We start from the raw sequence: 15401 nt of genomic DNA on the forward strand, positions 1-15401 counted from the left end.
AAATATATGGATTACGCAAAGGTATCATTGGAGAAGCACTATGAGTGGAAGGGCAAGATAGAGGTTAATTCAAGAGCTGCGGTTGACTCTTCGGAGGCACTTTCCATTGCATATACACCGGGCGTTGCGGCACCATGTCTTGAGATTCAGAAGGATGTCAGTAAGTCTTATGAGCTTACAAGAAGATGGAATACCGTGGCTGTTGTAACAGATGGTACGGCGGTACTTGGACTTGGTGACATCGGACCGGAGGCAGGAATGCCTGTTATGGAAGGAAAGTGCGTTCTTTTCAAGGCGTTCGGTGATGTTGATGCTATTCCTCTTTGTGTACGTTCCAAGGATCCTGATGAAATCGTGCATACTATACAGCTTCTGCTTGGTTCATTCGGTGGTATCAATCTAGAGGATATTTCAGCTCCGAGATGCTTCGAGATCGAGAAGAAGCTTAAGGCGGTTTCTGATGTTCCTATCTTCCATGATGATCAACACGGAACAGCAGTTATTACCCTTGCAGGTCTGATGAATGCACTTAAGGTAGTAGGAAAGAAAATTGAGGATATCAAGATTGTTACTTCCGGTGCAGGTGCTGCGGGAATCGCCATAATCAAGCTCCTTATGGCTATGGGTCTCAAGAATGTCATCATGACAGACAGAAAGGGTGCTATCTATGAGGGAAGAGAAGATCTTAATCCTATCAAGGAAGAGATGGCAAAGATAACCAACTTTAATCACGAGAAGGGAACCCTCGCAGAGGTTATCAAGGGAGCTGACTGCTTCATCGGCGTATCGGCACCTGGAACTCTTACACCTGATATGGTTCGCACCATGGCAAAGGATCCTATCATTTTTGCATGTGCAAATCCTACACCTGAGATCTTTCCTGATGAGGCAAAGTCAGCAGGAGCGGCAGTTGTATCAACAGGACGTTCTGATTTCCCTAACCAGATAAACAATGTTCTCTGCTTCCCGGGTATCTTCCGTGGTGCGTTGGATGTTCGTGCATCTGATATCAATGATGAAATGAAGATTGCAGCGGCAAAGGCTATCGCAGGTCTTGTTTCAGATGAAGAACTTAATGCTGACTACATCCTTCCAAAGGCATTTGATCCACGTGTTAAGGATGCAGTTGCGAAGGCTACAGCAGAGGCTGCAAGAAAGTCAGGCGTTGCAAGAATCTAAGGAAACATTGATTATATCAGTGATTTCCTCAGAGCCTCCGGCGTTGGGGCACGGATTTTCAAAGGAAATTGATGCTTCGCATCGAAAATCCGGACAGGGAAACGCTTTAATCAGCATTTCCCTAATAGAACACTTTATAATTACACATATAAACAATGAGTGGTAATTGTGCTCCGTACATAAGAGTATCAGCCGGATAAAAGCAAAGGTATAATTTTTTTCGGGTTTATGTAGTATGATTAAAGAGGTCGAAATCATTAATAGATGATTCCGGCCTCTTTTTATGATATAAGAGATGGTAGTGACAGAAAATGTTGCATACAATGCTGCGTGGAACACATACAAATGTATGTATTATGTGCATTGAAAAAATGAAATAAAAGCGTTGACATCGCAAGAACATATGATAATATATTCATATGAGCGATGATTCATTTAATTGTGTTGCATAACCATATTTTTATACAGCATGGTTTGTATGTATTTTATAGACTGCTGATTTGCTGATTTTGCAACACGGAATGGAGATTATTTATGTCTGAACATTATGACGATAAGAACATCGATCATCTCATCCAGAATTGTTCTGAGGATGAGTTAAGTGATCTCGCAGAACTTTTTAAGGTATTCGGAGATTCAACCAGGATTAAGATTTTGTATGATCTTTTTCAGGGGGAAAAGAATGTAACAGAGATATGTGATGATCTGGAGATGAACCAGTCAGCCATATCGCATCAGCTTAAGATACTGAAGACAAGTAAGCTGATAAAGTCGCGTCGCGATGGTAAAGCCATGTACTACAGTCTGGCGGATGATCATGTAAAGGTTATCATTGCCATGGGCAAGGAACATGTAGAAGAGTGATGTGTCGGATTATTGAATATCAGTGGATGACTTTTGTCATTATTCGGATGTTTTGAACCGGCAGGATGAAAGGATGGTTTCAAATGAAAAAGAAATTTAAGTGCGATATCGACTGCGCAAATTGTGCGGCAAAGGTTGAGGAAGCTATCAAGAAAATTGAAGGTGTAAATGATGCAAAAGTCAACTTTGTAATGCAGAAGTTTACCCTGGACGCTGATGAAGAGAAGTTTGAGGAGATACTTAAACTTGCTGTGGAGACAGGTAAGAAGATAGAGCCGGACTTCTCAGTTGAGATGTGATCCGTTTTCTGAGCAGTATTGGTATTTTAAAGTCACTGTTATCGACGGTGATTTATTGGAGTGGCGTCAGCTCTTGCTATAAGCAGGTGCTGGCGTTTTTATAAGGAGAAATATGGAGAAGAAACTAAAAAAAGAGTTATATAAAATCCTTTTAGGAACAGCGATATTCTTTGTGTTGTTGGTCCTTGAAAAAACACATACTTTTCCGGTTGTATTTGAAAACAGACTGATCAGTTTTCTACTGTTCCTTGTGCCTTACTTTATTTCGGGATTCTCTGTTGTAAAGAAAGCGCTTCTCGGAATAAAAAACAGACAGCCGATGGATGAGTCGCTTCTTATGACTATTGCCACAATCGGTGCATTTGCAACAGGCGAGAATTCTGAGGCCGTTGCAGTTATGGTGTTTTATCAGGTGGGTGAATGGTTTCAGAAGTATGCATTGGGAAAATCCCGTAAGAATATCGCAGATCTTATGGACATAGTACCTGAAGAAGCTACTGTGGAAAGAGAAGACGGGAGTGTGGAAATCCTTGATCCTGATAATGTAGAGGTAGGAGACATCATTGTTATAAAAGCAGGAGACAGGATTCCTGTGGATGGAGAGATTATAAGCGGAGAGTCAATGATCAATACAGCCGCATTAACCGGCGAATCCGTACCACGCAGTGTTCGTGCCGGAGATCAGATAATCTCAGGATGCATAAACGGAGACGGACTACTCAGAATCAGAGCAATAAAAGCGTTTGAGGATTCAACTGTTTCAAAGATACTTGAACTTGTGGAAAACGCATCCGAGAAAAAATCAAAAACCGAGAATTACATTACCCGCTTTGCAAGAGTTTATACACCGATAGTTGTATATGCAGCTATCGCACTTGCTGTGATTCCTTCTATCATAACGAGAGATCCGGCAACATGGTTTTACAGAGCCTGCACTTTTCTGGTAGTGTCATGTCCATGTGCTCTGGTTATCTCGGTTCCGCTGGCATTCTTCGGAGGAATCGGTGCAGCAAGTTCAAACGGAGTTCTTATCAAGGGCTCAAACTATCTTGAACTTCTGGCGAAACTTCATACAGTGGTTTCTGATAAGACGGGAACACTTACAGAAGGAAACTTCAAAGTAACTGATGTTATTCCCGAGGATGGAGTGGATAGGGCAGAGCTTTTGAGACTCAGTGCCATGGCCGAAGGTATGAGTACTCATCCCATAGCGATATCCATAAGAGAGGAACTGGTTCAGCAGCTTCCGGAGTATGCTTTGGATATGAATACTGTTACTGATACGGAAAATATCACAGGACAGGGAATAATAGCTTCGGTGGAAGGAAAAAAGATATATATCGGAAATGATAAGCTTATGAAGACCTATGGTATCCCTTTCGGTGAAGTTTCGGATCCTGCGGCCACCATATCCTATGTGGCTGTTCAGGAAGATTCCGGGATAAAGTTCCTGGGAGCCATACTTATCAAGGATAGGGTTAAGAAAGAAGCTGCTGAGGCCATAGCGGGCATGAAAAAGGAAGGTGTCAAAAATGTTGTGATGCTTACCGGAGACAGAAAAGTTGTAGGTGAGGCTGTGGCAAAGGAACTGGCAGTCGATAATGTTTACACCGGGCTTCTTCCGGGAGATAAGGTATCGAAGCTTGAAGAACTGATGACGGATCTTCATAAAATCAAAAACAGAGCCGGTGAAATGGTACTTGCTTTTATCGGAGACGGAATTAACGATGCACCTGTTCTTGCGAGAGCGGATGTCGGAATCGCTATGGGATCCATTGGTTCGGATGCTGCAATTGAGGCTGCTGATGTTGTTATAATGGATGATGATCTGAGAAGGATACCTAAGACTGTACGTATTGCCCGGAAGACGGTGGGAATCTCCAATCAGAATATTGCATTTGCTTTGCTTGTAAAGATACTGGTGCTTATTCTCGGAGCGCTGGGAATCGCCAATATGTGGGCGGCGGTATTCGGAGATGTTGGAGTTTCGGTTCTTTGCATCATGAATTCCATGAGACTTCTTGGAGAAAAGAAGAGCATATAGGCATATCGGAATTTTGTGGCAGGTTTTCGCTAAACCTGCCACAAATCGTTTTAGGTGTTAAGAAAAAAGGAGTGTGTCCCGGATTTCGGGATACACTCCTTTTAAGTTTAAGGTCTTTTCTGTTCAAAAGCATTGATCATATCAAGTTCAGGAGATACTCCGTTGTGGGACTTGAGATAAAATTCCTTTAGTCTGGCAAAGGTTTCCGGGCTCAATACATGTTCGATTCTGCAGGCATCCTGTCCGGCAGTATAGGGGCTTACACCAAGATCAACAAGCATATTGGTGATGACAATGTGTTTTTCGTAAGTGCCCTTTGCGACCTTCATGCCATCGTCGGTGAGAGTAATATATCCGTTGGAATCTACTACGATCATACCTTCCTCACGGAGTCTTTTCATGGCTACAGATACTGAAGGTTTTGAAAAGCCTAACATATTTGCGATATCTATGGAACGAACTACCTGGTGATCCATGGAAAGCATAAGTATACTTTCCAAATAGTTCTCTGAGGACTCGTGAGTCTCGTAAGCTTTCATAAATTTCACCTCTTAAATAAATACAGAATTATATGTGGTTAAAAAACTGTTTGATCCTGTTAAGTGGATATACAGTCAGTAACTAACAGATAGGAGATAAGTATAACATAAAAACCAAAGGGAAGGCATTGATTTTGAAGATGGGTGAGTGCTGTTATATGAAAAATGCATGATAATTCAATGAATAAAACTATTTTTCAAAATGTAAAAGTGATTTGTACAGATTTTATAAAAAAATTATAAAATTTAAAAGTAGGTTTAACTAACTTTTCGGCACTCAAAGCTTGACTTTGAAGTTAGCTGATGCTAATTTATTTAGGTAAAAAGTTAGAGGAAACTAATAATAGTTAAACTTTTCTAACATAAGTTAGAGAAACCTAATAAGCGGAGGTACGGGATGTTACCATTATCCATGGCCGGTGTAGGTGAGACACACATGATCAACAGAGTTACCGGAAAAGAGGACATGAAACAGCATCTTGCGGATCTGGGTTTTGTTCCCGGAGAGCAGGTTGAGATCATATCAGATACCGGTGACGGTAATGTCATCGTAAATATCAAGGAAACCAGACTTGGTATAACCAGCCAGATGGCATCAAAGATTATGGTGGACTGATATACATACAAATATAGATATTATGCCACGAGGTTATTTGACGTTTGGAACAAGTTGGTTTGGAAATGTCAGATAACCGTTTTTTACGCACTATGAGTTAGACAGAACTAAAACAAGGTAACTGTGACTAACTTGTTTATACAATGATAAAAGGGGGACAAGTATAATGAAGACACTAAGAGATATTGCTGTTGGGCAGTCATCCACGGTTCTTAAAATTCATGGAGAGGGAGCTCTCAAGAGAAGAATCATGGACATGGGGATCACAAAGGGAACAGATATTCTTGTCAGGAAGGTTGCGCCGCTTGGTGATCCTATTGAAATTACGGTAAGAGGATATGAGCTTTCTATTCGTAAAGATGATGCCGATATCCTGGAGATGGCATAAGGCTTGTAGATGATATGTGGAATGGTGTGTGGAACAGGTTATAAACAATAATACACAGATATTCCCCAAGAAAGAAGGAGAGGCAAAGTATGGAAATTAAGATTGCATTAGCGGGCAATCCGAACTGCGGAAAGACAACATTATTCAATGCTTTAACCGGAAGTAACCAGTATGTTGGTAACTGGCCTGGAGTTACGGTTGAGAAGAAAGAGGGACGTTTAAGAGGGAATCGTGAGGTCATCATTCAGGATCTTCCGGGAATTTACTCTCTTTCTCCATATACTCTTGAAGAGGTGGTTTCCCGTAACTATCTTGTGAATGATAAGCCAGACGTGATCCTGAATATCATCGACGGAACAAACATTGAGAGAAACCTTTATCTCACAACACAGCTTGTTGAAATCGGTATCCCGATGGTCATCGCTGTAAATATGATGGATGTTGTTCGTAAAAACGGCGATAAGGTTGATATAGAGAAGCTTTCACAGGAACTTGGATGTAAGTTTGTTGAGATCTCAGCACTTAGAGGTGAGGGAATTGACAAGATTTCTGAGCTTTGCCTTGAGGCTGCAAAGAGCGAGAATCGGAATAGCCTTCCATCAGTATTTGATGGCTCAGTAGAGCATGCCATTGCCCATATCGAGGAGCATCTTGAAGGAATGGTTCCCGAGAAAAATCTTCGATGGTTTGCAGTTAAGGTTTTTGAACGTGACTCTGTGGCTCTTGAGCAGATTAGTATTAACGAGGGCACAAAGAAGGATATCGAGGCACACATCGCTGATTGTGAGAAAGAACTTGATGATGATGCGGAATCCATCATTACTAACCAGAGATACAACTACATCAAGAAGCTTGTTGATAAGGCAGTTGTTAAGAAGAGAAAGGCAGGAGAGCTTTCTGTATCGGATAAGATCGATCAGATAGTAACAAACCGGATTCTTGCTCTTCCGATTTTTGCGGTTGTAATGTTCCTTGTTTACTATATTTCCGTAACAACACTTGGAACTGTAGTGACAGACTGGACCAATGATGTATTTGTGGGAGAATGGATTCAGCCGTTCTTCGAGAATCTTCTTACCAGCGCCGGAGCATCTGACTGGGTTATCTCCCTTGTTGTTGACGGTATTATCGGCGGACTTGGCGCACCTCTCGGCTTTGCACCTCAGATGGCTATAGTATTCTTCTTCCTTACAATCCTTGAAGACTGTGGATATATGGCCAGAGTGGCATTCATTATGGACAGACTTTTCAGAAGATTCGGTCTTTCCGGTAAGTCATTCATTCCATTCCTTATTTCATCAGGCTGCGGCGTTCCGGGAATCATGGCAACTCGTACCATCGAGGAGGAAAAGGATCGTCGTATGACCATGATAACAACAACCTCTATTCCATGCGGAGCCAAGCTTCCTGTAATTGCAGTTATTGCAGGCTACCTTATGGGAGGTGCATGGTGGTTCGCTCCGACGATTTACTTTGCCGGTATTGCGATGGTTATCATCATGTGTATCATCATGAAGAAGACAAACATGTTTTCAGGTGATCCTGCACCGTTTGTAATGGAGCTTCCTGCTTACCATATTCCTTCTGCAAAGAATGTTTTCCTTCATGTCTGGGAGAGAGTATGGGCATTCCTTAAAAAGGCCGGAACTATCCTGTTCCTCTGCTGTGCGGTTATGTGGTTCCTTGGAGCTTTCGGTATAGTAGAGGGGGCATTTACACTGGTAGAAAATGTAGAGGATTCCTTCCTTGCTTCCATCGGTAATGTTTTTGCATGGATGTTTGCTCCTATCGGATTCGGCAGCTGGCAGGCAGTCGCAGCATCACTTTCAGGCTTTGTTGCCAAGGAAGGTCTTGTTACCACACTTTCAGTTGTATCCAGTCTCGGAGAAGAGCTTGAGGAGTATGATGAGGCCATGAATGTTGCTTTCCGTGCGTTCTTCCCAACCAGCATGGCAGCAGTATCATTCCTTATCTTCAACATCTTTGATTCACCTTGTCTTGCAGCTATTTCTGCAATGGCTAAGGAAATTGGAAGCAGGAAGTGGTTCTGGTTCGCCATCGCTTTCCAGAATATCAATGCTTACCTTATCTGTCTTATGGTTTACCAGCTTATCGGTTTAATGGTTGGTCAGGTTGCATTCAGCGTATTTACAGTTGCAGCGGTTCTTGTGCTTGCGGGATATCTTTACCTCCTTTTCAGACCGGATCCAAATGCAAGAAAAGCAGTTTCAGGTGTTAAGCCTGCTATGGCTTGATTATAAAATGTTATTATCACAAAACGGGTCGGAGCAGATGCTTCGACCTGTTTATTTATATGAGAAAAGATATCAGATATTCAATCAGAAGTGACTTAAAGTCATTGACATATTTGATTAAGTGCAATATATTAGTCGTTACTAACTTGCGCATACCCCAGTGGGGTATACTCGGAATTGTATTGTCGGAGGATAGATGTTATGGTATCGGATATTCCTTTTAATAAAACTGATATGATTGTGATTGCTATTCTTGCAATTCTTTTTCTGCTTGGAGTCAGAGTCGTGATCAGCTTTTTTCAAAAACCTCAAGCACAGGGACTGCCGCAGAATTTAGATGCTGTTTTTGATGCCGGCAGACGTGTTACGGTTATTGTAGATGGGATGATGTGCGGTATGTGCGAGATTCATGTTAAAGATGCAGTGAGAAAAGCATTGCCTGACGCGAAGGATGTAACAGCTTCTCACGAGTCGGGAAAAGTGAAGTTTACACTCGGTAAAAAAACAGATATGCCGGAGTTGTTGGATGCACTCCATGCTGCCATAGATCCGGAAGGATACAGGATAACAGAAGTTACTTCAAATTAGTGAGTTATATTTATTATTTAGACATGTATTCATGGTCTTTGATTAAGACTATGCGGATAAATGAAGGTTTACAGAAAGAGGTTTAAATGGCAGATTTTATCATTATAACTATACTCATAGTTGTCGCATTACTTATTATAAGAAAGCTTTACAGAGATTATAAAAAGTATGGGACCTGCGCAGGATGTGCAGAGGCACAGTTGGGACACTGCAATCATGTGGGGCATAAGGAACTTGATGAGAGGCGTGCTGAGCTTGACAGAATAAAGTTAAACGAAGTTCAGAAGGCTATACTGGCGAAGCATGCGAGAAATAAATGTAAAAATAAATGATCGGATGATGCATCGGGATGCATCACTTTAGATATAGAAGACATTTTAAAGATGATTTAAAAATGTATGAATTTCTGATTAATTTTCCGTTGACGATATGACTATTTACTGTTAATATCGCAAAGGAAAAATGCGTGAAACAGAGATGTTTTACAAATGATTTTATTGATTGAGTAGCCGGCGGCATGCAAAGGTTCCCCGGGGAACTGGATACATGAAAGGTGGGCCCTGATAGAAAGGTCAGGAGGACTCAAATTTTATAAGTATTTAGCGGTATCTTATAAGGCGTTGCCGATAATCAGGATATCTGTCACCTAATACTTGCTGGGTGTAGATATTGAGATTAACTGCTGAACGGAGCATATATGCTCCATCTTGTGAAACGATCAATAGGGTTGCCTTTGTAAGCACTCTGGGTGGACGAAAAAGAAATTAAACAGAAGATAAGCGGATATTATTTTTTGATATGACCGTTGTTGTCAAGCCGGATAGAAAAGTGTGGCTTTACGATATTCTTCCAGGACAAGAACCTGCTTATACAGGTGAGCATTTTCGTATGAGGTCGTTATACAGGCTGGAGCTTATATAGTTCCAGCCTGTTTTTTTTCGCGATAAGTCCGTCAAGCGGTTCTTGGGCGTTGTGCTCGCACAAAAGACCAAAGTGGCATTTGACGGGCAACGCGGAATCGACCATCACTGATGGGAGATTGCGATAAGTCCGTCAAGCGGTTCTTGGGCGTTGTGCTCGCACAAAAGACCAAAGTGGCATTTGACGGGCAACGCGGAATCGATAATCTCCGATGGGAGATAATGATAAGGCGGTCTTCAGGACATCGTGCTTGCATGATCGTACATATGGGCCGCCAACGTTAAATTTACCATCTTCGATGGTAGATCGGCGATTGATATATATCATGGAGGAAAATGCTTTGAGTAGAAATCTTTTGGAATTACAGAATATCACCAAGTCTTATGACGGACAGTTAATACTTGATGATCTAACACTTGATATACATGAGAATAGCTTTGTTACATTTCTTGGTCCTTCAGGCTGTGGGAAGACCACAACTCTCCGTATCATCGGCGGTTTTGAAAAGCCTGATAAGGGCAGGGTACTTTTTGACGGTAAAGACATTACCAATCTTCCGGCGAACAAGCGTCAGTTAAACACTGTGTTTCAGAAGTATGCACTGTTCCCTCACATGAGCATCGAGGAAAACATTGCCTTCGGCCTGAGGATAAAGAATAAGTCTGAAAGCTATATTAAAGATAAGATAAAATATGCTCTGAAGCTTGTTAACCTTGACGGTTTTGAAAAGCGTTCCATCGACTCTCTTTCCGGTGGACAGCAGCAGCGTATAGCTATCGCGAGAGCTATAGTAAATGAACCCAGACTTCTGCTTCTTGACGAGCCTTTAGGGGCACTTGACCTGAAACTTCGTCAGGAGATGCAGTATGAACTTATCAGACTTAAGAATGAGCTTGGCATCACATTTATATATGTAACTCATGATCAGGAAGAAGCTCTGACTATGTCTGACTATGTTGTAGTTATGAACCAGGGATATATCCAGCAGGCAGGAAGCCCTGAGCAGATCTACAATGAGCCGGAGAATGCTTTCGTTGCGGACTTCATCGGAGATTCCAATATCGTTCCAGGCGTGATGCTTGAGGATTATCTGGTACGTATCTTTGGAGCGGAGTTTAAGTGTATCGATGCGGGCTTCGGAACCAACAAGCCTGTTGATGTTGTTATACGTCCCGAGGATGTTGAGATAGTTGATGACGATGATCCTAGAGCTATTCTTCACGGAGAGATGACACACATCATCTTTAAGGGGGAAATATACGAGATGGAGTGTACAACACCTGATGGTTTTGAGTGGCTCATTCACTCAACGGAACTTCATGAGCCGGGAAAGAAGGTTGGACTTTATGTTAAGCCTTCCAACATCCAGATCATGAACAAGCCTGAATCTGAAGATGAGGAGGCATTGGGAGTTGAAGAATAAATCATCAAGATATCTGGCATCGCCATATATTATCTGGATAGTGGGATTCATAGTTATACCGCTTCTCACCATCGTATATTACGGTTTTACAGATAAAAGCGGAGCATTTACCTTCAGCAATATCGCGGAGATACTTGTATGGGAGAACTACAGACCGCTTTATCGTTCTCTGATTCTTTCTGCTGTAAGTACGCTTGTATGCTTCCTGTTGGCTTATCCTCTGGCGATGATTCTCCGCTGGTACAAGATAGGAAGAGGGTCCATCATAGTGTTTATATTTATCCTTCCCATGTGGATGAATTCACTGCTCCGTATACTTGCGTGGCAGACTCTTCTGGAACGAAAGGGAGTCATTAACGGAATACTTACAGCCATGCATCTTCCGGAGCAGCATCTTATAAATACTACTGCAGCTGTACTTATCGGAATGGTTTACGATTTCCTTCCGTTTATGATATTGCCGCTCTATAACGCTCTTATGAAGATAGATGACAATACCATTAATGCAGCATATGATCTTGGTGCAAGCTTCTGGCAGGTACTTACTAAGATCATGCTACCTCTGACAGTTCCCGGTATAGTATCCGGAGTTACCATGGTATTCGTTCCGGCCCTTACAACATTTGCTATTTCCAATATGCTGGGTGGCGGCAAGATTTACCTTATAGGAAATGTCATCGAGCAGGAGTTCATGCAGGATTCGGACTGGAATCAGGGCTCGGGATTGAGCCTTGTGCTGATGATGTTCGTTATTGTTTCAATGCTTATCGTTAATCATTTTGACGATAAGAAGGATATGGGAAGAGGAGGAGTTATCTGATGACAAAAATAAAAGAAACTCTTTCACAATGTTATCTTGCCTTTATAGTTCTGTTCATGTATGCGCCTATAGTTACACTTGTGGCGCTGTCTTTTAACAGTGGACGTTCAAGAGCGCAGTGGTCAGGCTTTACATTTGACTGGTATGCAGAGATGTGGGCTGATCAGGCTATCATGGCGGCATTGAGAAACACCATAATCATAGCTTTTGTATCGGCTTTTATCGCTACAGTTCTTGGAACTATGGCGGCAATAGGCATTAATAATATGAGATCAGTATCCAGAAATACTGTAATGAGCATTACAAATATTCCGATGCTTAATGCGGATATAGTTACAGGTATATCCATGATGCTGTGCTTTATTGCATTCAGAGTATCACTGGGATTTCATACCATACTTATTGCGCATATTACATTTAACCTTCCTTATGTCATCTTAAGTGTAATGCCTAAGGTGAGACAGGCCAGCAAGGATACTTATGAAGCTGCACTGGATCTGGGAGCGACTCCGGTTCAGGCCTTCTTTAAGGTTGTGCTTCCTGAACTCATGCCTGGAATAACTTCAGGCTTTATGCTGGCATTTACCATGAGTCTTGATGATTTCATCATCACTCACTTCACAAGAGGGGCGGGAATCGACACTATATCAACTCTCGTATATAGTCAGGTAAGAAAGGGAATCAAGCCTACAATGTATGCCCTGTCAACAGTTATCTTCCTGACAGTATTTGTGGTATTGATGATTGGTAATTTTGCTCCGGAATGGTTTAAGAAAAGAAGGAAAGCATAAGTTTGAAGTGAACATTCAGACTTAATTGGTGGGTCAGATACGAGTCCGTATAAATCCGGAGCATGACTGGCTCATGGGGGTAATAACGAAAATGGATGGAAGAGAAAAGACCGGGCTTTTGAGAATCTTTGGAAACAGAGCCATCATGGCAGCGGTTTCTGTGTTTGTCATAGCCGGTGTATCGGCATCTGCGGTAGGATGCGGTACAACAGAGAAAAACATTGAGGAGATACCGACTCCACTCAAGGATACATTATATGTATACAATGCCGGTGAATACATTGATCCCGAGCTTATCGATATGTTTGAAGAAGAGACAGGGATAAATGTTGTATATGATGTCTTTGAGACTCTTGAAGAGATGTATCCGGTTATCGAAGCGGGCGGAGTAATCTATGACTGTGTATGTCCGTCGGATTATATGATTGAGAAAATGCTCCAGAACAATCTTCTGCAGGAAATCAACTATGATAATATACCTAATATTAAGTATATCGGTGAAGATTATATGAAGATGGCTTCAGAGTTTGATCCGGGCAACAAATACGCAGTTCCATATACATGGGGGACAGTCGGAATCCTTTACAATACAAGGATGCTTGATGAACTTGGAGTGCCATACCCTACAAAGTGGTCAGATCTGTGGAATCCAAAACTTAAGAATGAGATACTCATGCAGGATTCTGTGAGAGATGCATTTATGGTGGCTCTCAAGAAAAACGGTTTCAGCTGTAATACAGAGAATCCGGAGGAACTTGATAAGGCAAAGCAGGATCTGATAGATCAGAAGCCTATAGTACAGGCATATGTTATAGATCAGGTAAGAGATAAGATGATAGGCGAGGAAGCTGCTGTCGGAATCATCTATTCAGGTGAGATCCTTTACGTTCAGGATGAACTTGAAGGAACCGATGTTAATGTTGAATATGCTATCCCTGAAGAGGGAACTAATCTTTGGATCGATGCATGGGTTATTCCGAAGAATGCAAGAAATAAAGAATATGCAGAGAAATGGATCAATTTCCTCTGCAGACCTGATGTTGCGGCAAAGAATTTTGAATATATCACCTACTCAACTCCTAATACAGGCGCTCTTGAACTATTGGATCAGGAGTATCTTGATAATAAGGCTGTATTCCCTGACACCAAGGAACTTCTCAAGACTTCTGAGTTCTATCATTATCTTGGACAAGAGGGAGATGCTCTATATAATGACCGTTGGAAGACAGTGAAATCAAGCTGAGAAAATCACGGTTACATTAATCATAAAACACAAGATGATATTTTCAGCATTGACTTTCAAATAAATATTTTTAATAAATCTATCAAATAGAGATAAGACCTCTTTTCCGGATTACATGCCGGTAAGGAGGTCTTTATTTTTATATACAGAAGTACCATAAAGAATAGAAAGTTTGAGGGATTATAATAAGATTTTTATGTCAGCTATTATCTGATAATATTGTAACAATGACATGAAATGTGTTAAAATTGAGAATATTTTATGTAGAAGTACGCCCTTAATTATGGACGTCAGGAGAGGCAGATCATGAAAGAAAAGTATATGGCATATATTGGCTCATACAGCTACACCGGACATGCAAAGGGGATTACAGTATGTGATGTTGATGTAGAGAAAGGAATCCTGACAAAGAGAACAGAGATAGAAGTTAACAACTCTTCCTATCTTGTTGCTTCAAGAGACCAGAGAACCTTATATTCTATCGCAGACGAAGGTATAGTTTCCTTCCGTATCCTTGAGAACGGAGCCCTCAGCAAGCTCAATACAAGGAATATCAGGGGTATGCGTGGATGCCACCTTGCAGTGGATAAGAATGATGAATATCTGATGGTATCCGGTTACCATGATGGAAAGGCGACACTTCTTAAGCTTGAGAAGGATGGTTCAGTAGGCCCTATCGTTGATGGTGTTTATGACAAAGGCATAGGTTCAGTTGCAGAGAGAACTTTCCGTCCTCATGTTTCCTGTGCGAGAATGACAGACGATCAGAAATATATTCTCGTAGCTGATTTGGGAATAGACCAGGTTAAGGTTTTCAGATTTGATAAGGCTGACGGAAAAATGCGTCAGATTGACACTATCAGATGTCAGCTTAAGTCAGGTCCAAGACATTTCCGATTCTCTCCTGACCGTAAATTCCTTTATCTCATGTACGAGGTGAAGAATGTTATTGATGTTTATCGCTTTTCAGAGGGAAAGGGACCTAATGAGATAAGCATTGAGAAGATTCAAGAGATATCAACTTATATAGAAGAGGCAGATTCTTCACTTATTGCGGCAGTTCAGATGAGATTTTCTCCTGACAAGGATGCAAAGCATCTTTTCTGTTCAAACGCAGGAAATGATACGGTCACAATATTTGATCGTGACGTGGAGACTGGCCTTCTGACCATGAAGGGTAGTCTTCCTATCGGTGGCGTTTATCCTAAGGACTTCTGCATTTTCCCTGATGAAAAGCATATTGCAGTTGCAAACCATGAGTCAGGTTCAGTCACATTCTTTAATGTTCATTATGACACCGGTCTTTTGGTTATGAGCGCAAGAGATATACAGGTGGATGAACCAAACTGTATCTGTATGGTTAAACTTCCCGCAAACCGCTGATAAATAGACATACTATCAGGCTTCATATATGATTTTGCAGTAACTCGT

15 protein-coding genes are annotated in these 15401 nt (G+C 41.5%); 14 read left to right on the forward strand and 1 reads right to left on the reverse strand.

Annotated features, from left to right (window positions below):
* The first annotated feature begins 6 nt into the window (after positions 1-6).
* The 4 genes from BM294_RS01820 to BM294_RS01835 all read left to right on the forward strand — a co-directional run bounded on the left by BM294_RS01820 (position 7) and on the right by BM294_RS01835 (position 4386).
* The gene (locus BM294_RS01820; protein WP_091204340.1) at positions 7-1179 is read left to right on the forward strand and encodes an NAD(P)-dependent malic enzyme; all 1173 of its coding nucleotides are present in this window, start codon (positions 7-9) and stop codon (positions 1177-1179) included.
* A 534-nt stretch (positions 1180-1713) separates the two neighbouring features.
* Complete coding sequence (locus BM294_RS01825; RefSeq protein WP_091204342.1) at positions 1714-2043, forward strand: ArsR/SmtB family transcription factor; 330 nt, start codon at positions 1714-1716, stop codon at positions 2041-2043.
* Between the two features lie 83 nt (positions 2044-2126).
* Positions 2127-2342: a cation transporter gene (locus tag BM294_RS01830; protein ID WP_091204344.1), complete on the forward strand. Its 216-nt coding sequence runs from the start codon at positions 2127-2129 to the stop codon at positions 2340-2342.
* 112 nt (positions 2343-2454) lie between these two features.
* Positions 2455-4386, forward strand: a complete 1932-nt coding sequence (locus tag BM294_RS01835) for a heavy metal translocating P-type ATPase (RefSeq protein ID WP_091204346.1) — start codon at positions 2455-2457, stop codon at positions 4384-4386.
* Between the two features lie 107 nt (positions 4387-4493).
* On the opposite strand, the gene BM294_RS01840 is transcribed toward BM294_RS01835, so the two are convergent.
* Positions 4494-4925, reverse strand: coding sequence for a metal-dependent transcriptional regulator (locus BM294_RS01840; RefSeq protein WP_091204347.1), 432 nt, complete (start codon positions 4923-4925; stop codon positions 4494-4496).
* Between the two features lie 397 nt (positions 4926-5322).
* On the opposite strand from BM294_RS01840, the gene BM294_RS01845 reads away from it, so the two are divergent.
* The 10 genes from BM294_RS01845 to BM294_RS01890 all read left to right on the forward strand — a co-directional run bounded on the left by BM294_RS01845 (position 5323) and on the right by BM294_RS01890 (position 15353).
* On the forward strand, positions 5323-5541 hold the full coding sequence (locus tag BM294_RS01845) for a FeoA family protein (protein ID WP_091204349.1): 219 nt from the start codon (positions 5323-5325) through the stop codon (positions 5539-5541).
* Positions 5542-5707: 166 nt separating this feature from the next.
* Positions 5708-5929: a FeoA family protein gene (locus BM294_RS01850; RefSeq protein WP_091204350.1), complete on the forward strand. Its 222-nt coding sequence runs from the start codon at positions 5708-5710 to the stop codon at positions 5927-5929.
* An 89-nt stretch (positions 5930-6018) separates the two neighbouring features.
* A complete protein-coding gene (feoB, locus tag BM294_RS01855; protein WP_091204352.1) occupies positions 6019-8184 on the forward strand; it encodes a ferrous iron transport protein B in 2166 nt (721 codons plus the stop codon).
* 201 nt (positions 8185-8385) lie between these two features.
* Positions 8386-8772: a heavy-metal-associated domain-containing protein gene (locus tag BM294_RS01860; protein ID WP_091204354.1), complete on the forward strand. Its 387-nt coding sequence runs from the start codon at positions 8386-8388 to the stop codon at positions 8770-8772.
* Positions 8773-8858: 86 nt separating this feature from the next.
* Positions 8859-9104, forward strand: a complete 246-nt coding sequence (locus BM294_RS01865; RefSeq protein ID WP_091204356.1) for a FeoB-associated Cys-rich membrane protein — start codon at positions 8859-8861, stop codon at positions 9102-9104.
* Positions 9105-10033: 929 nt separating this feature from the next.
* Positions 10034-11116, forward strand: coding sequence for an ABC transporter ATP-binding protein (locus BM294_RS01870; protein WP_091204357.1), 1083 nt, complete (start codon positions 10034-10036; stop codon positions 11114-11116).
* Entirely contained in the window at positions 11088-11936 is an 849-nt protein-coding gene (locus BM294_RS01875; RefSeq protein WP_091204359.1) for an ABC transporter permease, read from the forward strand. The genes BM294_RS01870 and BM294_RS01875 overlap by 29 nt, the downstream gene beginning before the upstream one ends.
* The gene (locus BM294_RS01880) at positions 11936-12727 is read left to right on the forward strand and encodes an ABC transporter permease (RefSeq protein ID WP_091204360.1); all 792 of its coding nucleotides are present in this window, start codon (positions 11936-11938) and stop codon (positions 12725-12727) included. Before BM294_RS01875 ends, BM294_RS01880 begins: the two co-directional genes overlap by 1 nt.
* A gap of 91 nt (positions 12728-12818) precedes the next feature.
* Positions 12819-13970, forward strand: coding sequence for an ABC transporter substrate-binding protein (locus BM294_RS01885; RefSeq protein WP_175494418.1), 1152 nt, complete (start codon positions 12819-12821; stop codon positions 13968-13970).
* A gap of 306 nt (positions 13971-14276) precedes the next feature.
* Positions 14277-15353, forward strand: coding sequence for a lactonase family protein (locus BM294_RS01890; RefSeq protein ID WP_091204362.1), 1077 nt, complete (start codon positions 14277-14279; stop codon positions 15351-15353).
* Positions 15354-15401 lie beyond the last annotated feature (48 nt).

It is taken from the genome of Oribacterium sp. WCC10 (assembly GCF_900113415.1).
Classification (GTDB): domain Bacteria; phylum Bacillota; class Clostridia; order Lachnospirales; family Lachnospiraceae; genus Oribacterium.